The organism is Arthrobacter sp. YD2 (assembly GCF_030410475.1).
GTDB classification, from domain to species: domain Bacteria; phylum Actinomycetota; class Actinomycetes; order Actinomycetales; family Micrococcaceae; genus Arthrobacter_B; species Arthrobacter_B zhangbolii.
This window is the reverse complement of the sequence record NZ_JAUHHB010000001.1, coordinates 552,417-572,715: the sequence shown is the minus strand read 5'-3', so window position 1 is coordinate 572,715 and position 20,299 is coordinate 552,417. Positions and strand designations below refer to the sequence as shown.

General features: G+C 67.2%; 17 protein-coding genes. 8 read left to right on the top strand and 9 right to left on the bottom strand.

The annotated features are described in order from the left end of the window. Positions 1–439: 439 nt before the first annotated feature. Together QWJ37_RS02855 and QWJ37_RS02850 are read right to left on the bottom strand one after the other, a co-directional pair. Positions 440–1,066, bottom strand: coding sequence for a hypothetical protein (locus tag QWJ37_RS02855; RefSeq protein ID WP_290243960.1), 627 nt, complete (start codon positions 1,064–1,066; stop codon positions 440–442). Beyond that, positions 1,066–1,782 carry a hypothetical protein gene (locus QWJ37_RS02850; protein WP_290243958.1) on the bottom strand — a complete coding sequence of 239 codons (717 nt, stop codon included), beginning with the start codon at positions 1,780–1,782 and terminating at the stop codon, positions 1,066–1,068. Before QWJ37_RS02850 ends, QWJ37_RS02855 begins: the two co-directional genes overlap by 1 nt. A gap of 233 nt (positions 1,783–2,015) precedes the next feature. Here QWJ37_RS02850 and QWJ37_RS02845 point away from each other — a divergent pair, with 233 nt between their 5' ends. After that, positions 2,016–2,489 carry a hypothetical protein gene (locus QWJ37_RS02845; RefSeq protein WP_290243957.1) on the top strand — a complete coding sequence of 158 codons (474 nt, stop codon included), beginning with the start codon at positions 2,016–2,018 and terminating at the stop codon, positions 2,487–2,489. Here QWJ37_RS02845 and QWJ37_RS02840 read toward each other — a convergent pair. Then, positions 2,486–2,950, bottom strand: a complete 465-nt coding sequence (locus QWJ37_RS02840) for a hypothetical protein (protein WP_290243955.1) — start codon at positions 2,948–2,950, stop codon at positions 2,486–2,488. The genes QWJ37_RS02845 and QWJ37_RS02840 overlap by 4 nt on opposite strands. Before the next feature lie 93 nt (positions 2,951–3,043). Next, positions 3,044–4,219, bottom strand: coding sequence for a M20 family metallopeptidase (locus QWJ37_RS02835; RefSeq protein ID WP_227902764.1), 1,176 nt, complete (start codon positions 4,217–4,219; stop codon positions 3,044–3,046). Between the two features lie 320 nt (positions 4,220–4,539). Between QWJ37_RS02835 and QWJ37_RS02830 the strand changes: the two genes are divergently transcribed. The 4 genes from QWJ37_RS02830 to QWJ37_RS02815 all read left to right on the top strand — a co-directional run bounded on the left by QWJ37_RS02830 (position 4,540) and on the right by QWJ37_RS02815 (position 9,080). Further along, the gene (locus tag QWJ37_RS02830; protein WP_290243953.1) at positions 4,540–5,958 is read left to right on the top strand and encodes a histidine kinase; all 1,419 of its coding nucleotides are present in this window, start codon (positions 4,540–4,542) and stop codon (positions 5,956–5,958) included. 223 nt (positions 5,959–6,181) lie between these two features. Beyond that, positions 6,182–6,910: a response regulator transcription factor gene (locus QWJ37_RS02825; protein ID WP_227928454.1), complete on the top strand. Its 729-nt coding sequence runs from the start codon at positions 6,182–6,184 to the stop codon at positions 6,908–6,910. 110 nt (positions 6,911–7,020) lie between these two features. Continuing rightward, positions 7,021–7,902 carry an ATP-binding cassette domain-containing protein gene (locus tag QWJ37_RS02820; RefSeq protein ID WP_227902773.1) on the top strand — a complete coding sequence of 294 codons (882 nt, stop codon included), beginning with the start codon at positions 7,021–7,023 and terminating at the stop codon, positions 7,900–7,902. Beyond that, entirely contained in the window at positions 7,899–9,080 is a 1,182-nt protein-coding gene (locus tag QWJ37_RS02815) for an ABC transporter permease (protein WP_290243951.1), read from the top strand. Before QWJ37_RS02820 ends, QWJ37_RS02815 begins: the two co-directional genes overlap by 4 nt. A 3-nt stretch (positions 9,081–9,083) precedes the next feature. Here the strand turns inward: QWJ37_RS02815 and malQ are convergent, their stop codons facing one another. Together malQ and QWJ37_RS02805 are read right to left on the bottom strand one after the other, a co-directional pair. Beyond that, positions 9,084–11,261, bottom strand: a complete 2,178-nt coding sequence (gene malQ, locus QWJ37_RS02810) for a 4-alpha-glucanotransferase (protein WP_290243949.1) — start codon at positions 11,259–11,261, stop codon at positions 9,084–9,086. A 69-nt stretch (positions 11,262–11,330) separates the two neighbouring features. Further along, entirely contained in the window at positions 11,331–11,663 is a 333-nt protein-coding gene (locus QWJ37_RS02805) for a DUF6221 family protein (RefSeq protein WP_290243947.1), read from the bottom strand. A 114-nt stretch (positions 11,664–11,777) separates the two neighbouring features. Here QWJ37_RS02805 and QWJ37_RS02800 point away from each other — a divergent pair, with 114 nt between their 5' ends. Next, positions 11,778–12,017, top strand: coding sequence for a hypothetical protein (locus QWJ37_RS02800; RefSeq protein WP_227902784.1), 240 nt, complete (start codon positions 11,778–11,780; stop codon positions 12,015–12,017). A gap of 32 nt (positions 12,018–12,049) precedes the next feature. Here the strand turns inward: QWJ37_RS02800 and QWJ37_RS02795 are convergent, their stop codons facing one another. Beyond that, positions 12,050–12,811 carry an SDR family oxidoreductase gene (locus tag QWJ37_RS02795; protein ID WP_227902786.1) on the bottom strand — a complete coding sequence of 254 codons (762 nt, stop codon included), beginning with the start codon at positions 12,809–12,811 and terminating at the stop codon, positions 12,050–12,052. A gap of 148 nt (positions 12,812–12,959) precedes the next feature. Here QWJ37_RS02795 and QWJ37_RS02790 point away from each other — a divergent pair, with 148 nt between their 5' ends. Then, positions 12,960–14,582, top strand: coding sequence for an AMP-binding protein (locus QWJ37_RS02790; protein WP_290243943.1), 1,623 nt, complete (start codon positions 12,960–12,962; stop codon positions 14,580–14,582). A 34-nt stretch (positions 14,583–14,616) separates the two neighbouring features. Here the strand turns inward: QWJ37_RS02790 and QWJ37_RS02785 are convergent, their stop codons facing one another. Further along, positions 14,617–18,075, bottom strand: a complete 3,459-nt coding sequence (locus tag QWJ37_RS02785; protein ID WP_290243942.1) for a bifunctional proline dehydrogenase/L-glutamate gamma-semialdehyde dehydrogenase — start codon at positions 18,073–18,075, stop codon at positions 14,617–14,619. 140 nt (positions 18,076–18,215) lie between these two features. Between QWJ37_RS02785 and QWJ37_RS02780 the strand changes: the two genes are divergently transcribed. After that, complete coding sequence (locus QWJ37_RS02780; protein ID WP_227902792.1) at positions 18,216–19,115, top strand: LysR substrate-binding domain-containing protein; 900 nt, start codon at positions 18,216–18,218, stop codon at positions 19,113–19,115. A gap of 341 nt (positions 19,116–19,456) precedes the next feature. Here QWJ37_RS02780 and QWJ37_RS02775 read toward each other — a convergent pair whose 3' ends face one another. Then, on the bottom strand, positions 19,457–19,918 hold the full coding sequence (locus QWJ37_RS02775) for a hypothetical protein (protein ID WP_290243940.1): 462 nt from the start codon (positions 19,916–19,918) through the stop codon (positions 19,457–19,459). Positions 19,919–20,299 lie beyond the last annotated feature (381 nt).

The following is a 20,299-nucleotide window of genomic DNA, read 5'->3' as shown; positions in this document are numbered from 1 at the left end:
CAGTTGCTTCTTCCCATTAAGCGCTGATCGGCCCGGAACCGGAACAACCCCGTGCTTGTACAGCGGGTTTGGCGGGGTTTCCGGCCCGGGCGTTTGCCGCGGCTTCAGGTTCATGAGTCCGGGTGGGGCCGGTGTGGGTGCAGCACCACTGGGTCGGACTCCATGCTTTCCGACGCGCTCCGCCCGGTTCATAGCGCCACAGCACAGGCGGGTTTACCCGGTCTGCAAAAATCGACCGGTTTGGGAAATAACTGCCACTGCGCGGCGGAGGGATTTCCCAAACTGGCAGGGAAACACACAAACCGGAGCGAAACCGCTGTGCTGACGTCCGGCACCACCGGTGGCACGGCGAACCATCCCTTGCGAGCTTCCGGAGACGCCTTCGCGCTACGCAGGCGTGTGCTCGCTGAACCCTTTGGGGCGGCGCAGAACCCTGCAGCTAGTCTTCGCGGGGCTTCACGATCTCGATGACCACGTTGGTTCCACTGTCGGGGTGGTAGCTCCACGAGGCGGTGAATTCTCCCCACTCGGCGCTCTGCCGGCCGTCCAGGGCACGGGTGTTGCCCATCCGGCTGTTCACGGAATCGGGCATACTCAAGGCACGCAATACGCAATCCACCTGGGCGTCGTCCGCTTCATCGCCGCCGAGGTAATCGTCGTAGCCTTCGGTGTCCATGGTCAGGCTCTGGCCTTCATCCCCCAGCTCGATACCGGCCTGCTCGGTTAGGCCGCAGCCGCGTACAGCCTCGGTCAGGGCCATCGATGGCTCGGGCTCAGATGAGAGATCGATCTGGGCGAACAGGAGCCCCGCACCCAGGCCCACCACGAGTCCAGCACCGGCGAACAGGGCATAGTTCCGCCGGTGGGATACCGGTTCGGGCGCTGTCCGGTAGGGTTCCGGCCGGTACGGTGCCGTCTGTGCGGAGGAAGAGTTCAGCGGTTCGGCGCGCGGAGGCGGCGGTACTGTCATGCCGCCGGCGGCGGGAGGAGGCGGTACCGCACTGCCACTGTCGGCGTTGGCTGGTGCAGGGGTCTGCGGGTCCGGCGTCATATTGTTTTCCTTCATTACTGCTTCTCCCATTTGCCGCAGCGGCTGGACTTGAAGTCCTGGCCCTCCGAGATTGTCACTGACGGCCGGCCGCCGCCGGGAATGTCGTTTTCGATGATGTCGTCGCCGTTCGAACCGCTGCGGTAAATGCCCCAGTAACAGCTGGACCCAACGTCCGTCGTCGTGGTGTAGGTGCCGGCACTGATGGACTTACCCACCGTCCAGGTCCCGTCGGTGATGGTGTTGGCGGCCTTTTTGGCTTCGGCGGAGGTCACGGCCGTTTCACGCGCCTTAACTGCGGTTTCCGCGGCGGCAACTGCGTCCTCCCGCTCGCCGACCTTCTTCTCCCGGTCATAGATCCCGGCGGAGAGCTTGTTGTAGTCCGTCTTCATTGCGTTGTAGTCGCTCTGGGACTTCTCCAGCTGGGTCTGGCGCTGTGCGGACTCATCACTCAGCGCCACGTATTCGTCGCTCCGGGTCGGGTCAGTCAGGAAATGCCCGCCCACGGCACCGCCTGCCAGCAGCACGACGCCGGCCACTGCCAGCCAGATCCGCTTGCCTTTCCGTGCGCCTGGGGCATCGGGGCCGACCTGCTTCGCCGCCTTTGCCGCTTTGCGGCGCTTGCCCGCCTTGGCTTTCTTGCCGGTCTCGCTGACGGGGGTATCCGAGGCGGGCGGAGCGGGCGGCGGCGGCATCGCAGGTGAAGGGATGTGGTCGGGGCTGCGTTCTTGCATGGTGCTGTTCATTTCTGGGAAAGGCCACAAAGCGGGATTCGCTCAGGCACCTTAGGTGCCGTCCTACATTACTCTCGGCACAGGACGCTCCGTGGTGCACACCATACACAGTGACGATGGTCACGGCAGGTCCTCCATGCGCAGCCAGCCAGGCCGAAAGGGCCGCCGCAAGGCTCCATACTGCCCGTGAGAATCCCCGGATATGCCCCCGACGTCCCCTAGAGTGTCTGTCCATGGACTCCCCGCCGCTGATCGCCTACATCGTCTTCGGCGTCGGCCTTGTGGTTCTTGGGCCTGTGTCCCTCGTGATGGGCATCCGGGCCTACACCGGACGCTATACGTCATGGCTTGCGCTGAGGGTGGCGACAGGCTCCACCGCCAAGCACTCCCGTCTGGGATTCGTTTGCTTCTGGGGAGGGTTGATGTTTACCGGGGCCCTGGCGGCGATCAGCCTGGGCCTGGTGGGCATGCCGGAAACCCTCGTCCGGGTGATTGCCGTGCTTTCATGGTCCATTGGCCTGCCGATCGCCATGATGCACCAGTATTTCCTGCCGAAATTCCTCCGGCCCGTGCTGCTGCCGCAGTGGTACCGGGAGTGGGAAGCTGCCCAGTTTGAGCGCGAGGAACGCGAGGATCAACGACGCCGTGCCCGGCGCCAACGCCGCCGGGAGAAACGCCGGAAAGAAAAAGACGCCGCCAGGCGTTAGCGCCGGCGGCCTTCCTGGTCCCGCAGCGCCTTCCATGCACCGGTGGACCACAGCGCCCAGATGACCAGGAGCGGCTGGAAGAAGAGCCGGACCAGCCGCGCGCGGTCCGAGTCCAGCCCGAAGGCGTCGGTATGCGTCACGTATTGGGAGATGTTGCCCGGGAAAATGGCAATAAAGAACGCGGCAGCAGCCAGTCCCACAGGTACCCGGCGTTTGCGCAGCAGCATCAGCGCGGCCCCGAGGCTGAGTTCGGCGACGCCGGAGAGCAGCACCACGGCGTCCTCGTCCAACGGCACCCAGTCCGGCACCTGGGCCTGGAATTCCTGCCGGGCAAAGGTCAGGTGCGAGGTCCCGGCAAAAGCCAGGAAGGCACCGAGGGCGACGGCGCCGGCCCGCCGGGGTTTCGACGTCGGCGGGGCAGGGCGGACAGCAACGGCACGAAGCTTGGAAAGTGCAGACATGCCCCGACGCTAGCATCCGCTGCGCGGCCCCACACCCGCACCCGGCCCCTCGCGCATACCGCAAGCCCCGCACAGATCACGCCATGTGCCGGGCTAGGTCAGCCGGTTATAGGCCAGCTGCGCCAGTGCCGCGGCCTGGTCCCCCAGCACCGAATCGTCGAACACCACCCGAGGCGAGTGGTTCCAGGCCGCGGTCACGGGATTGACCTCCGGCGGGGTGGCGCCCAGGAAGAGGAAGGTGCCGGGTACTTCGTTCAGGATGAGGGAAAAGTCCTCCGAGCCCATCAGCGGGTCCCGTGATTCAATCACCCGGTCCTCGCCGAAGATCTCCCGCAGCCCGATCATGGCTTCGCTGGTCCGCCCGGCGTCATTGGTGGTGACCGGATACCGGATGGTGAAGTCGACGTCGACGCTGCAGCCGTGGGCGGTGGCGATGCCCTCGGCGAGCGCCTTGGACTCCACAATGACCCGGTCCAGGGATTCCTCCGACAGGGTCCGCACCGAGGCGCCCAGCCGCGCAGTGTCCGGGATGACGTTGATGGCTTCACCGGCGGAGAGCTGGGTAACGGTCAGCACGATCGGGTCAAAGGCGGAGAACCGCCGGGTGGCCATGGTCTGCAGTGCGGTGGCAATCTCGGTCAGCGCGGGCACCGGGTCAACGGCGGTCTGCGGCTGGGAGCTGTGCCCGCCGGATCCCTTCACCGTGATGCGCAGTTCGTTTGCTCCGGCCATCAAAGTGCCGGGCTTGGTCCGGAAAACACCCAGCGGGCCGGGCCGGACGTGGATCCCGTAGGCCGCGACGGGACGTTCACCGGCGGCGTCGAGCACTCCTTCATCAATCATCAGGCTGGCCCCGTCATGGCCTTCCTCCCCGGGCTGGAACATAAAGATGACACTGCCGGAAAGGTCTTCCTGCTGCGCGCACAGCAGCCGGGCGGCACCCACCAGGCCGGCGACGTGCAGGTCATGGCCGCAGGCGTGCATATTGCCATTGCCGGAGGCATAGTCCAGGTCGGTCAGCTCGGCGACAGGCAGGGCATCCATATCCCCGCGCAGCAGCACCACCGGTCCGGGCTCTGCGCCCCGCAGCACGGCAATCACCGAGGTGGACTTCACTCCCAGCGTGATCTCCAGGTCAAGGCCCTCCAACGCTGCCAGGACCTTCGCCTGCGTCAGGGGCAGGTCCAGGCCGGTCTCCGGTTCGCGGTGCAGGGACCGCCGCAGCGCCACGAGCTCCGGGAGGATCGCCTGTGCTTCTTCTACAAACATGCTTCTAGTCCTGTCATCCGCGCTGATGCCCGGCTCCGGGGTCTCCGGCTGCCGTTACTTACGCAGTAAATCACTCCTTTCCCGCAGGCACAGCCTTCGAGACGGTCCGCTACCGTCCCGGACGGTAATCCAGCGGCCAATCCCATCGAGTGGTACTGATGTCCCCCTGGGGGAACCAGTCGCCCCACCAGCACCACTGGATGGGAAATGCTGCCGGCCGGCGGGCCCCAAGCCCGCGACGTTCATCCCTGCGGCGGACCGGCGACGTTCATCCCTGCGGCGGAGCCTGCGGCACCGGCCCGGATCCTAGACTGGTCAGCATGATGGAGACTTTGGCCTTCGAGACAGCCGGCCCGGAGGCCGGGCACCGCGGCTCAGACCGCCCGCGCCGTCGGCCCCTGCTGCCCTGGCGAACCGGCGAGGACTGGGAACGCCCGGGCCCCACTGAGGAGCAGCAGCGCAATGACGTGATCGGCACGCTGATCCTGCTCCTGGTGGCTGCCGTCATTCTGGAGGTCAGCCGCGGGATCGGCGCCGCAGCCGGTGAAACCCGCCCCATCTGGGCGCAGCACGCCGCGCTGGCACTGATGATCCTGCCGCTGGTGGTGCGGCGCCGCTACCCCGTCCTGGTGATGCTCGTCAGCAGCGCCGCCTTCCTGTCCCTGTCCCTGCTGGTGCCCAGCATTGCCGGGCAGGCAGCGTTCCAGGCCGCCTACTTTGCCTCCCTCTACACCGCCGTGGCGTGGGCCCGTGACCGCAGGATCCTCTGGCTCGGCACCGTGGTGGTCATAGCCGTGATGGCGTTGTGGGTGCTGCTGTCCTTCACCGTCTCCTCCTCCTATGACGGCATGCTCGAACGGCTGAACGAAGGCGATGAGACCTACCGGGGCTTCCTGCCCCCGCTCACGTCGCTGGCCATCTACAACCTCGCCATCAACGGGGCCTACTTCGGCGGGGCGATCATGTTCGGCATGAGTTCCTGGCGCAGCGCGCACCAGCGCGAGCTGCTGGTGAAGCAATCCGCCCAGCTGGAGGCCCAATCCGCGGAGCTGGCACGCCAGGCGGTGCTGGATGAACGGCTGCGCATCGCCCGTGAACTGCACGACGTCGTGGCGCACCATATCGCCGTCATCGGTGTGCAGGCCGGTGCCGCACGCCGTGTGCTGGAGAAAAAACCCGATGCCGCGGCCGGTGCCCTGCAGACCATTGAAGCGTCCTCCCGTGAAGCGGTGGCCGAAATGCGCGCACTGCTGGGGGTTCTGCGCGCCGAGGACCAGCCGGCGGCGGAGTCCGACGGCGGTGCGCGGCGCACCCCGGAACCCGGCCTCGCCGATCTGCCCGCCCTGGTGGCCGAGCACGAACAGCTGGGCCTGCGGGTCGCCTACCACCGCTCCGAGGAGGAGCCCGGTGCCCTGGACCGCATCCCGGCGCCGCTGGCGCTGTCCATTTACCGCACGGTGCAGGAATCCCTGGCCAACGTCCGCCGGCACTCCACGGCGTCAGCCGCCGTCGTCGCCCTGCGCACCGGCTCCACCGGTGCGACCGGTTCCACCGGTGCCGCTAAATGGGTGGAGGTGGAAACCGTGGATGACGGCCGTCCGCGCAGCGGCAGTACCGCCGGCTCCGGGTTCGGTATCCGCGGTATCCGGGAACGGGCGGCCCTGCACCGTGGCCACACTGAGATCGGTCCGCGGGAAGGCGGCGGCTGGCGCGTCCGGGTCCGCTTTCCGCTGTCCTGACCGGCGCGGAGGACGGGGGCTGGGGACGCAACGCTGGGGACCCAACGCCGAGAACCCGGCACGTATGACCCGGCGCGTATGACACAGTCCTGTCACATCCCCGCCCCGGCCGCCGGTCCTCCCCGGGTACGGCCGCCCGTGCCGCTACCGTGGTGGTACGCGGTCTGTGCAGGCATGGTCCGCGCTGTGGGGGGGTAATCCCGTGGAAAGGGAGGATAAACAGATGGAACCGATCCGTGTCCTGCTGGCAGATGACCAGGCACTGGTGCGGGCCGGCTTCGCCATGATGCTCTCCGTCGAGGAGGAAATCGAGGTGGTGGGCCAAGTGGCCAACGGCCGCGACGCCGTGGAGTTTGCCGCCGCGAATCCGGTGGACGTCATCCTGATGGACGTGCAGATGCCGGTTCTGGACGGGATCCGCGCTACGGAACAGGTGGTGGCGGCAGGGACCGCGAAGGTCATCATCCTGACCACCTTTGAGCGCGATGACTACCTCTTTGACGCCCTGCGTGCAGGTGCCAGCGGTTTCCTGCTCAAAAACGCGGACCCGGATGACCTGGTGGCTGCGGTGCACGCCGTGGCCTGCGGGCATGCCCTGCTGGCGCCGGAGATGACGGTGCGTGTCATTGAACGTTTCGCCAGCCAGCAGCGGGACGAAACCGCCGCTGCGGATGCCGCCGGGCCGGCGTCGCCCGTCCCGTCCCCGGCCGCCAGGGAGACGCAGAAACTCCTCGATTCCCTGACCTCCCGCGAACGCGAGGTCCTGGTAAATGTGGCCGCCGGGCGCAGCAACGCCGAGATTGCCGCCGGCATGTTCGTGGCCGAGGCAACCGTCAAAACGCATGTGTCCAACCTGCTCGCCAAGATCCAGGTCCGGGACCGGGTACAGGCCGTGGTCTTCGCTTACGAATCCGGGCTCATCCTCGCGGGGGACAAACCCGCCGCGGACTAACCCGCACGGCTCTCCCCCGGACGGCCGATCCTCCGCTGCGGTGCCCTGACTAGGCTTAATGGAAACGATTCCCCATTGAGCCCGGCCTGCCGGGAAAAGGAGCGGCCACCATGCTGCAGGTACGCAGCCTCACCCGGCGGTTCGGCGACAAAACCGCCGTGGACAACGTCAGCTTCGACGTCCCCTCCGGCAAAATGACCGGGTTCGTGGGCGCCAACGGTGCCGGCAAAACCACCACCATGCGGATGATCATGGGGGTGCTCACCCCCAGTGACGGCGAAGTCCTGATGGATGACGTGCCGCTGACCGCGAAGATGCGCTCACGTTTCGGGTACATGCCCGAAGAACGCGGCCTGTATCCCAAGCAGCCGATCCTGGACCAGCTGGTTTACCTGGGCCAGCTGCACGGCATGAGCCAGAATGATGCGCGCAGTGCGGCCAAGGACATGCTGGAACGGTTCACCCTGGCGGACCGGGCCAAGGACAAACTCGAATCCCTGTCCCTGGGCAACCAGCAGCGAGTGCAGATCATCGCGTCCCTGATGCACCGGCCCACCGCCCTGATCCTGGATGAACCGTTCTCCGGCCTGGACCCGGTGGCCGTGGATTCCATGGTGGAACTGCTGCGGGACTACACCGCGCAGGGCGTGCCGGTGCTCTTCTCCAGCCACCAGCTGGACCTGGTGGACCGGCTCTGCGACAACCTGGTGGTCCTGCAGCAGGGCCGGATGATTGCTTCCGGCACCGGCGAGGACCTGCGGGCCCGCGCCGCCAACCGGCACCGGCTTACCGTCCATCCCGACGCCGGCTGGATCCGTGAAGAGCCCGGCGTGCGCGTGCTCGACGTCGCCGGCCCGGACGCCGTCGTCGAGTTCGACGACGACGCCGCCGGGCAGCGCCTGCTCGCCGCCGCCCTCCGCCGCGGCAGCGTTGAACAGTTCTCCCCCATCCGTCCGTCCCTGAGCGAGATCTACCGCGAGGTCACAGCATGAGCACCGAACGCAGCACCGCCCCCTGGGCCATCGTCACCCTCCGCGAGGTGATGGTGAAGGCCCGGGACCGCAGCTACCTCATCTCCACCCTGGTCACTCTGCTGATCATTGTGGGCACGGTCCTGTTCAACGCGTTTATGAGTTCCCGCGGCGAGGAATACACCGTTGCTGTCACCGGCACCGAAGGCCAGTCGGTGGTAGCCCTCGCGGATGAGGCCGGCCAGGCCGACGGCGGCAACACCGCCTTCGAAGCCGTCACCGCGGATTCGCCCGACGCCGCCCTGCAGCTGGTCAGGGAGGATGACGCGGACGCAGCCCTGGTGCGCGTGGACGGCACCTGGACCCTCACCGGGCTGACCGAAATCGGCAACGGCCTGCAGGGCGGCCTGGCGGAGGCGCTGCGCAGCTACGCACTGGAGAGCAATGCGGCGGCCGCAGGCACCACCTCCGCGGAACTGCTGGCCGGCTCGGAGCTGGAATCCGAGCTGCTGGAAGGCAGTGCGGAGAACCAGCTGCTGGCCACCATTGTCGGTTTTGTCTTCGCGTTCCTGTTCTACATGGCAGCAATTGTGTTTGGCATGGCCATTGCCACCTCCGTGCTGGAGGAAAAGCAGAACCGGGTGGTGGAAATCCTGGCTACCGCCATTCCCATCCGCCAGCTGCTGTACGGCAAGGTCGCCGGCAACACCATCCTGGCCATGGTCCAGCTTGCCCTCTATGCCGGTGCCGCCCTGCTGGCCCTGAACCTCACCGGCACCGCGGAAACCGTGGGGGCCATTGTGCCGGCGTCGGGCTGGTTCCTGGTCTTCTTCCTGGCCGGGTTCCTGATCCTCGCCTCTGCCTGGGCCATGATCGGTTCCATGGCCAGCCGCAGCGAGGACCTGAACAACAGCTCGGCCCCCGTGCTCACCGTGATCATCGTGGCCCTGTTCGCCGGTCTGTTCGCCAAGGGCCAGCTGCTGGTCGCCGCGTCCTTTGTTCCGGTGGTCTCCTCCGTGGCCATGCCGGTGCGGATGCTCAACGGCGACGTGCCGCTCTGGCAGACCCTCGTGTCCCTGGTTATTGCCCTGGCCGCCGCCTACGGCCTGCTGCGCTTCGGCGAGCGGATCTACCGCCGGGCAGTGATGCAGAGCGGCGGTTCGCTGACGCTGCGCAAGGCCATGAAGCTGGAGCAGTAGGGCTTAGAGGCCTTCCTGCATCAGGACCGCCAGCGAACGGAACCGTTCGTTGTGCTCCAGGTCCTCAAGCAGCACCGCTTCACCATCGGGGCCGCTGAGGGGTATCCGCCAGTTCGGATACTCATCGGCGGTCCCGGGCTGGTTCTGGGTCTTTTTCTCCCCCACCAGATCCGCCAGCGCCACTCCCAGGAGCACCGACGGGGTCTGCAGCACAAACCGGTGCAGCGCCTCCACGGTCCGCTGCACTTCCTCCCCTTCGAGTTGTCCCGCCGTCTGCCCGGAGGCATCCGCGGGCAGCAGCCCGCGTTCACGCAGGACGGCCAGCACGGCTTCCTGCGCCTCGCTGTCCGCCCGGCGTTCTTCTTCCACCGGCCGGTTGAGCAGGCCCAGGGATTCGCGCAGGTTCACGTGTTCGCCCGCCAGGTACCCCGCGGTGGGCGGCAGGTCGTGGGTGTTCACGCTGGTCAGCGCGCCCACCCGGTACTCCTCGGGGGCACGCGGGCCGTCTTCGGTCTGCTCGAACCACAGGATGGAGGTGCCCAGCACCCCGCGCTCGGCCAGGTACTCCTGCACCCACGGTTCAAAGACGCCCAGGTCCTCGCCGATAACGACGGCGCCGGCCCGCTGCGCTTCCAACGCCAGGATGCCGATGAGCGCCTCGTGGTCGTAGTACACGTACGCGCCCTCGCCGGGGGACTCCGCGTCCTGCGGAATCCACCAGAGCCGGAACAGGCCCAGGATGTGGTCCACCCGGATGCCGCCGGCGTGGCGGAGGATGGTGCGGATCATGTCCCGGTAGGCGGCGTAGCCGGATTCGGCCAGCCGGCCCGGGTGCCATGGCGGCTGGCTCCAGTCCTGGCCGCGCTGGTTGAACATGTCCGGCGGGGCGCCCACGGAGATGCCCTGCGTCAGTACGTCGCGCAGCATCCACGCATCGGCGCCGCCGGGGTGCACGCCCACGGCCAGGTCGTGGATGATGCCGATGCCCATGCCCGCCTTTTTGGCGGCCCGCTGCACGTTCTCCAGCTGCTCGTCACAGATCCACTGCAGCCAATTAAAGAACTCGATCCGGTCCTGCAGCCGCGGCAGCTGCGCCAGCACGTACTCGCTGTCCGGGCCGGTGGCCTCGTTCCATTCCGGGGCGCCGGGCTTCAGGTCTTCGGCCAGGGCGCACCAGCGGGCGAAGTTCTCCAGGCCCTGCCCGGCGTCGGCCTTGAATGCCTCGAACTGGCGCTGCCGTCCCGGCGTGCGCTCCACAGCGAACACGTCGCGGAGCACCGCCAGCTTGGCGGCGTAGGTGGCATCGCGGTTCAGCTCCTCGGCGGAGGAGTTGGCCGGGTAGAGGGCACGGGCCGCCTCCCCTGCAGCTTTCCGCTGCGCGTCACCGAGGTAGGCGAATTCCGGTACCGCCTCCACCCGGATGTAGAGCGGGTTGAAGAACCGGCGGGTGGTGGGCAGATAGGGGGAGGGTTCAATGGGCGGAACGGGTTCCGCGGCGTGCAGCGGGTTGATCAGCACAAACCCGGCGTTGTAGTCGGCGCCGACGACGGCGGCGAGGTCCGCCAGATCCGTCAGATCGCCAATGCCCCAGGAGCGGCGGGAGCGCAGCGAGTACAGCTGGGCCTGTGGCCCCCACGCCGGTTGCTCCTGCAGGGCGTCCGCGGTGTCCAGCCGGTCCGGGGTCACTACCAGGGTCGAGGCGGCACGGGTCTCGCCGGCTTCCAGCTCCAGCCGGTGCCATCCCAGCGGCAGGCCGCTCGGCAGGGGAACCTGGGTGCGGGCCAGCACCGCGCCCTCCACGTCGAGTTCCGCGTCGGCCTCCGCAGGCCAGTCCAGGCTGAGTTCGCTGCCGTCCTCCAGCCGGATGCGCAGCTTCGCTGCGGTGTCCCGGGGCAGGTGTACGGGCACGGCGCCGGGCCGGCCGCGGCGGACGACGGCGGTGGGCGGCAGCGGACGCTTCCAGCCGGCCGTCTCCGACTCGGCAAGGGACCGGAGCAGGTCCTCCTCTGTGTCCACGGCGAGCCCGAGTGCGGTGAGGACACTGCGCAGGGTCTTCTCCGAAACCTGCTGCTCGGCCCCGTCCCATCCGGTGAACGTGGTCGCAACTTTGTGCAGGCCGGCTAGCCGGTGGAGCGGGTCGCCGGTTGTGGGGGCGGGCTGGGTGTTTGGCGTTTCACTCATGCACCCAATCTATGGCCCCTGTCCGGCCGCCGCATCCGCAGCTTCCGGCTGCGGGCGTGCCGGAACCGGCTAGGGACTCTCCTGCGTGAGCCGCCAGCCGTCCTGGAAATCCGGATGGTCCTCGTGGACGGCTGCCAGTGCGGAGAGTGCCAGGCGGGTCCATTCCAGTTCCTCGCGGAACCGTGGATCCTCGTCGTCATCCTCATCCAGAACCATGCGTGAGAGGGCATGGCGGCGGGCGCCCCCAATGATCTCGATGAGCATGAGCTTGGTTTCGCATTCCTTCAACAGACGCTCTTCGTACCAGCGGTCGGAGAGGGAAACATTGGAAGATGCGAGTAGTTTGCGGGCCTCGGAGATGTCCTCCTGGAAGCGTGTGACCAGGAAATCCACGATATCCATGGCCGAAGCTTACCGGCCGGGGGCGCCCCAGCGAGAGGGTCCTATGCGTGATCGGGAATATTTTATGGGTATACGTCTGTTGGCATAAATATCAACAATCTCAGGAGGCGCCCTTTGCCGGTAGCTAACGCTCCCACTCCGCCCACGACTGCCCGCGCCAAGCGCGTGCGCAGCATCCGTACCCTTCGCCGCGGGGACACCATAGAAGCCCGCAGCGGTGGCGAAACCTATTTCCACGGTGAGGTCCAGGACACGGCCCCCGGTCTGTCCACGGTCTGGATCCGGGATGAATCCAGCGGACTGCGGACCGCACTCAGCATGGATGATTTCACCCTCTGGAAGATCCCTGCCTAGGGTCCTTCCGGTCCCCTGCATGCCCGGACGCGTCAGTCGATGAGGCTTCCGGCACTTATGTTCAAAGTTGCAGCTGTCATGCTGGCAGCCCGGTCGGAAGCGGCAAACGCCGCTGCATAGCCGACCTCGTCCAAGGTGGCGGCGCGGCCCAGCATGGTGGCGGTGGTGATGGCGTCGGCGATTTCGCCGGCGCCTTCCATGTTTTCCGGCAGGCTTTCCGGAATGCCGCCGGAGCGCAGTGTCACCACCCTGATACCGAACGGGCCCAGCTCACTGGAGAGCTGGCGGCGCATGGACTCCATGGCTCCGAACGCCGTCTGGAGTCCGCCCAGGTACATCCCGGGCACCGGGTTCCCGGAGCCGCCGAACACCAGGATCACTCCCGAACGCTGGCGCATCATGTGCCGGGCCGCTGCCTGGGCGGTCAGGAACAGGGTTTGCACGGCGGTAGAGACCGGACGCAGATAATCCGCCAGGGCCATCTCCGCCATGGGGGTGCCCTGCACATCCCCGTGCTGGATAACGTTCACGGAGATGTCCAGGCTGCCCGCCGCGGCGGCCACATCATCGGCATGCCGGTTGACGGCGCTCTCATTGGTGGCGTCCAGCAATGCCGTCTGCACCTCTCCCCCGGCCCGGCGGATGCGCTCCGCAACTGCCTCGAGCGGTTCCGCCGTGCGGCCGGCAAGGAACACCCGGGCACCTTCCCGGGCAAAGGCCTGCGCTATGGCACCGCCAATGGCCCCGCCTCCGCCGTAAATGACCGCGTTCCTGCCGATGAGCATGGGCTCCATGGGGACCTCCCGGGATTGGCCTGCGACAGCCATCATGAACCGGGCAGTGGAGGAAACACAATGTCCGCTTCAAAAGCTCCCTCACCTAGCATGGACACCATGGCCGTGGAGTGATCCATGGCACACCTGATGGAACGGAGCTGCATTTATGTCCATTTCCCGTACTGTCCCGGGGCCGGTGGCCCCTGCCGTCCTGCTGTGCGACCGCCACCCGACGGACGCGGTGGCCTTTACCGTTATTGATCCGGATCTCACGTCCGTGGACCTGACCTACGGCGAACTGCGGGAAGGCTCCGAACGGGCCGCTGCCGCCTTCGCCCGGCTCGGGGTACGCCGGGGAGACCGGGTGGCCACCCTGATGGGCAAGAGTGCCGAGCTGGTAACCGCCCTGCTGGGCCTGTGGCGCCTGGGCGCCGTCCACGTGCCGCTGTTTACCGCCTTTGCCACCCCCGCCATTCAGGTCCGGCTGGCGGCCAGCGGCGCCGCGGTAGTACTGGCCGACGCCGGGCAGCTGGACAAGGTGACGCCCCTGGTACAGGACCTGGGGCTGACGGTGCTGGCCGCGGGTGGCGACGGAGGTAATGCCGCCGGTCGGGGAACTACCGGCCCGGTGGAGGCACGGGACTGGGACGAGCTGCTGCTCGCCGAGCAGCCGGGACTGGCACCCGCCGTGCTTGACCCGGCTGAGCTGCTGGTGGAAATCTTCACCTCCGGCACCACGGGGGACCCCAAGGGCGTACCCGTACCGCTCAAGGCGCTGGACGCCTTTTCCGCCTATTTCCACTACGGACTGGACGTGCGGGAGGATGACGTGTTCTGGAACGCCGCCGATCCCGGCTGGGCCTACGGGCTCTATTACGGGATCCTGGCACCGCTGGCGGCAGGGCGGCGCAACCTGCTGCTGCGCGGAGGTTTCAATGCGAAGCTCTGCTGGGACATCCTGGACCGCTTCGCCGTGACCAACTTCGCCGCCGCGCCCACCATTTTCCGCTCGCTGCGCGCGGAGGCGCCCGACGGCGTCGGGCAGCTGTCCCTGCAGCGTGCCTCCAGTGCGGGTGAACCGCTCGACGCCGAGACCATCGGCTGGGCCGGGCGCACCCTGGGCACCGTGATCCGGGACCATTACGGGCAGACCGAAATGGGCATGTGCATTGTTAACGGCTGGGAGGAATCGGTGAACCGGGAGATCCGGCCCGGCTCCATGGGCCACGCGTTGCCGGGCTATCACACCGAGGTCCTCAATCTCGAGGACGAGGAAGCCGCAGCGGCGGGCGTGAAGGGCCGGGTGGCCATCGACGTGCCCGCCAGCCCGCTGATGTGGTTCAGCGGTTACACGGACAATCCGGACAAGAGCGCCGAGCGGTACAGCAGCGACGGGCGCTGGTACTTTACCGGGGACACCGGTTCCCGGGATGAGCAGGGCTACACCTATTTCTCCGCCCGGGACGATGACGTGATCATTATGGCCGGCTACCGGATTGGGCCGTTTGAAGTGGAATCGGTTCTGGCCACCCACCCCGACGTCGCGGAAAGCGCGGTGGTCGGCGTACCGGACGAACTGCGCGGGGAACGCCTGGAGGCATACGTGGTGCTGCGGTCCGGTTCCGGCTCGCCGGAGCTGGCCGCGGAGCTGCAGCAGCTGGTGAAGACGCAGTACTCCGCGCATGCCTATCCGCGGACGGTGCACTTTGTTGCCGAACTGCCAAAAACGCCGAGTGGAAAGCTGCAGCGTTTCCTGCTGCGTGCTTCCCACCCGGCGTCCGGTTCCTGAGGTTGGCAGGTCTGCCGGCCAACCTCAGGCGGAGCTAGATCAGCGCGTCCGAAAGGTGGTTCGGCGTGCCGAAGCGGTGCGCCGTGATGCTGACGGCCTGTTCGTGCAGGAACGGCAGCAACTCCACCCGGCCCGCTTCGGTGACCGGCTGGGCGTACACGGCGATATCCGGGGTACCGCCGGTGGCTTCGGCCAGCGCCAGCGGGGATCCACCGATCAGCCGGACCCGGCCGGAGGTCAGCGCGGCGGCTGAGGCCAACCACGCGGCGTCGTTCTCCACGGTGAACCCGATGCCGAGTTCGGTGAGTACGGCGCGGACACCGGCGGGCAGGTCGAGCGCGGAGGAGACTGTCACGGCCGACCCGGCGGTCACGCCAGCGGCCAGGACCCGAACCAGTTCAGCTGCGGACCCGCCCTCGGAGAGGCGGACCGTCACCGGCACCGGCACGTAGCGGAAGACGTTGCGCTCGGCGGACAGTGCCGAAACGTCCTTCGCGGTGCCGAACTCCGCTACCCAGGCAGCGGCGTCACTGTGGGCGGCGCGGCGCAGGAACGCGGCGTCGGCGGCGTCGAAGACCGTACCGGCCGATTCCGCAGCCGAGACCAGGCGTGCGGCGGTGCTTTCCGTGCCCAGCTCCGGGGCACCGGTGCCTGCCGCGGTTTCCCAGTTGCCCAGGCCGATCAGGTAGTTCGGGCCGCCGGCCTTGGTGCCGGCGCCCACGGCGGACTTCTTCCAGCCGCCGAACGGCTGGCGGCGGACAATGGCGCCGGTGATTCCGCGGTTCACGTACAGGTTGCCCGCCTGGATGCGGTTGAGCCAGACATCCATTTCCGCCGGGTCCAGCGAGTGCAGTCCCGCGGTGAGGCCGTAGTCAATGTCATTGGCCATGTCGATGGCCTCTTCCAGCGTCGCGGCGGTCATCACGCCCAGGATCGGGCCGAAGTACTCCGTGAGGTGGTATTCCGAGCCGCGGCGGACACCGGTGCGGATGCCCGGGCTCCACAGCCGGCCGCTGTCATCGAGCTGTTCGGGCTGCAGCAGCCAGGTCTCACCCTCGCCGAGCTCGGTGAGGCCGCGCAGCAGCTTGCCGGCGGCCGGTTCAATGACCGGACCCATCTGCGTGGTGGGATCCTCCGGGTAGCCGACCTTCAGGGACTGCACTGCGTCCACCAGCTGGTTGCGGAAGCGCGGGGACTTCGCCACGGAACCCACCAGGATCACCAGTGACGCGGCCGAGCACTTCTGCCCGGCGTGGCCGAAGGCGGATGCGGCGACGTCGCGGGCGGCGAGGTCGAAGTCCGCGCTGGGGGTGACGATCACGGTGTTCTTGCCGGATGTCTCTGCCAGCAGCGGCAGGTCCGGGCGGAAGGAACGGAACAGTTCGGCGGTCTCGTAGCCGCCGGTGAGGATCACGCGGTCCACGGCGGGGTTGGAGATCAGCTGGCGGCCCAGTTCCTGCTCGCCCAGCTGCACCATCTGGAGCACGTCGCGGGGCACACCTGCTTCCCACAGCGCCTCCACCATGACGGCGCCGCAGCGGGCGGACTGGCGGGCGGGCTTGATGACGACGGCGGATCCGGCGGCCAGCGCGGCCAGGGTGGAGCCGGCGGGGATGGCGACCGGGAAGTTCCACGGCGGGGTGACCACGGTCAGCCTGGACGGCACAAAGGTGGCGCCTTCGACCGTGTCCAGCTCACGGGCCAGTTCGGCGTAGTAATGCGCGAAGTCGATGGCTTCGGATACCTCGGGGTCCGACTGGTCCAGGGTCTTGCCGGTCTCGGCAGCCATAACCTCCATCAGATCCGCGCGGCGGGCCTCCAGGACCTCACCGGCACGGTGCAGCACTTCGGCGCGCTCGGCACCGCTGAGCGCACCCCAGGCCTTGCCCCTGGTTACCGCTGTATCGATGACGGTTTCCAGTTCGGCTTCGGTGCCGACGGCGGCGGCAGCCACGGCGGCCTTGCCCAGCTCGGAGCCGGGCACCCGGGAGAGGATGTTCCGACCCCAGGCCTGGTTGGCGGGCAGCGACGGGTCGCTGTCCGGGGTGTTGTCGAAGCTGTCCGTGGCGGCTGCGGCGGCGGGCAGGGTGCGGTCCTGCACGCGGTGCGGAGCCGGCACCGTGGTGTCCAGGTTCTCCACCGAGGCCAGGAAGCGCAGCTTTTCGCGCTCGAAGAGTGCTTCATTCTCCGCCAGTTCGAAGACGGCGGACATAAAATTCTCGGAGCTGGCTCCTTCTTCGAGCCGGCGGATGAGGTAGGCGATGGCAACGTCGAATTCCGCCGGGTGCACCACCGGGGTGTAGAGCAGCAGGCTGCCGACGTCGCGGCGTACCACCTCGGCCTGGCCGGCGGCCATGCCCAGCAGCATTTCGAATTCAATGCCGTCCCGCACGCCGCGTTCCCCGGCGAGCAGCCAGGCGAAGGCGACGTCGAAGAGGTTGTGTCCGGCCACGCCGATCCGCACGTTGCCGATCCGGTCCGGGTGCAGGGCGTAGTTGATCACGCGCTTGTAGTTGGTATCGCTGTCTGCCTTGGTGTGCCAGGTGGCCAGCGGCCAGCCGTGCAGGGAGGCTTCGACCTGCTCCATGGGCAGATTGGCACCCTTGACCACGCGCACCTTGATGGCGGCGCCGCCATCGGCACGGCGGGCGGCGGCGAATTCCTGCAGCCGGATCATGGCCGAGAGGGCGTCCGGCAGGTAGGCCTGGAGCACAATGCCGGCTTCCAGGTCCTTGAATTCGGGGTTGGAGAGGATGCCGGTGAAGACCGCCATGGTCATCTCCAGATCCTTGTACTCTTCCATGTCCAGGTTGATGAACTTCTTCACCGGTGACTGCGCGGCACGGCGGAAGAGCGGGGTCAGGGACTCGATCACGTGTTCCACCGCTTCGGTGAAGGCCCAGGGGGAATGCGGGGCCACCGTGGCGGAAACCTTGATGGAGACGTAGTCGACGTCGTCGCGGGCCAGCAGGGCGTGGGTGCCCTCGAGCCGGCGGGCAGCCTCGTGCTGTCCGAGAACTGCTTCGCCCAGCAGGTTCATGTTCAGCCGGATGTTCTCCTTGCGGATGCCGGCGATGGCCTTGCCGAGCTTGGCATCGGTGGCGTCCACAATCAGGTGGCCCACCATTTCGCGCAGCACCTTGCGGGCGGCAGGAATAACCACCTGCGGCATGACCGGGCCGAGGATGCCGCCGGCTCGCACGGCAGCGCGCATGTACCAGGGCAGGAAGCCGGGTACGCGGGGGGCCAGGGCCGCGAGGTTGCGGGCGGCCACGCGGATGTCTTCGGGACGGACCACGCCGTCCACAAAACCCACGGTGAAACCGAGGCCGTCAGGGTCCTTCAGGACACCGGCCAGCTGTGCTGCCGAGGCATCCACGGGGACGGCTGCAGCCTCGGTAAGCCAGCGGCGCACAAGTGCCACGGACTGCTCTGCGAGCTGCGGATTGGGGACTGCGCCGGCGACGTCGCGGTCCTCAAAGATTTCGGTCATAAGCTGGTGCTCTTTTCGTCTAACAAGTGGCTATCCCCCCGGGGTACTGACCAATCATCCGCTTGTAGTTCAATTAGATAAAGCGATCTTTTCCCACCAATACCGGTTAGGTCTTCCGAACAATCGAAGGGGTGCTCTGCATGCTCGATATCCGCCGCCTGCGGCTGCTGCGCGAGCTGAAGGTCCGGGGCACTTTGGCCTCGGTTGCCACCGCCCTGAACTTCAGCCCGTCCTCGGTTTCACAGCAGCTGGCGCTGCTGGAAAAAGAGGTGGGCGTTGAGTTGCTGCGCAAAACCGGACGGCGGGTCACACTGACCCCACAGGCCGAGATCCTGGTGGATCACGCGGCGCAGATCCTGGACTCAATGGAACGTGCGGAGGCGGATCTGGCGGAGTCCCTGACTACGGTCACCGGTACGGTGCGGCTGGCGGTTTTCCAGTCCGCGGCACTGGCCCTGGTTCCAGATGCTCTCACCATCCTGGGGCGGGACTACCCCGAAGTGCGGATCGAAATGACCCAGCGCGAACCGGAAACGGCTCTGTACGAAACCTGGGCACGGGATTTTGATCTGGTGATCGCGGAACAGTACCCCGGACATGCTGCTCCCCGGTATCCGGGGCTGGACAGGATGCAGCTCACCACTGACGCCATCCAGCTCGCCGTACCCGAGGACCGGCTGGGCGGAGCGGATATCCGGTCCATTGCCGACACCGCCTCCTGCGCCTGGGTGATGGAGCCCCGCGGAGCGGCCTCCCGGCACTGGGCGGAGCAGGCCTGCCGCCAGGCCGGCTTCGAACCGGATGTCCGCTATGAAACGGCAGACCTGCAGGCGCAGATCCGGCTGATTGAGTCCGGCAACGCCGTCGGCCTGATGCCCGAACTGGTGTGGACCGGCCGCACCCCCACCGTGCGGCTGCTGGACCTGCCCGGCATGCCCCGGCGGACCATCTTCACGTCGGTCCGGGAAGCCGGCAGCCGCCGTCCCGCCATCCGGGCCTGCCGCGAGGTCCTGGAGCGGACGGCCCGGCTGGTGGCGTAAGGGCCCGGCTAGTGGCGTAAGGGCCGGTGCGGGTTCGTCTGCTCATGGGGGTTTGGGCGCGTCCGTCTGTCGGGATGGGGTTCCGGCGCCTCCGTCTGCCGGTGGGGGTTTGGGCGCCTCCGTCTGCCGGGATGGGGTTTGGGCGCCTCCGTCTGCCGGGATGGGGTTTTCCGCACGGTTCGGGTTTCTGCTGCCGGTTTGGGACATCGCTCCTCCGCAAACCGGCAGGGATTTCCCAAACGGGCAGGGAAACCACAAAGCGGCAGGGAGGGTTTCCGGTGGTTTGTCTCCCCGATTCCCCGGGAGGACTGAGGTTATTGCCGGACGGACTCAGCCTGCCCTTAGAGCCCACACGTTGCCTGAATGTCGGCAATGGTGCTTTGCCACGCAAACATATCGAAGCCCGACGCGGCATCCGGGCTTTCAGCAGCGCTAATGGCCGTGCCCAAGGACAAAATGAACTCCTCCAAGTGCACTTTCAAGCCCTCCGGCGCGCTGGCGGCGATGCTGCGGATCTGCATCGCCACTGTGCGGGCGCTCTCCGGCGGCGCATTGAATCCGTAGATGCCCTCCTGGATTCTGACAAAATAGACGGCCTGGGAAAGCGGCGCTTTGCTCTCCGGTCCGGCGAGCTTGCGGCAGGATTCCTCCAACGGATCCTTCGCCGAGGCTACCGGGGTTACAGAAGGGGCGGCCGGGAAGGAATCCGACGGCGCTGCAGCGGGTAAGGCTTCTTCCGTTGCCGAACTGCACCCGGTCAGCAGCATCAGGGCAAGGGCCATGTTGGCAGCGGTTTTTCGCATAGGTTCCCCCGGGCTCCGTGGACAGTTGCCCCAGCCCAACCCAGAACCCTTAGGCCGGAGCTTGGACTCCAGCCGTGCGCTGCGCCGATTGGGACTGCAGTCGCTGATCGCGGAACGCGTTGCCTGAGGCACGATGCGGGTTCGCCTGCCCGGCATGTTTTCCGCACGGTTCAGATTTTTTCGCACTGTTTGGGCTTATCCGCACGGTTCAAACCGTCCGGAATTCACCAAACCGGTCGATTTTTCCCTCCGTGCGGGAGGGGAACGCAGCAAACGGCGGGCCCCGGGAAACCCAGGACCCGCCGCTGTGGTTCTACGCCGCTGTGGCTCTGCGCTGTTGCGGTTCTACGCCGCTGTGGCTGTGCGCCGTTGTGGCTGCAC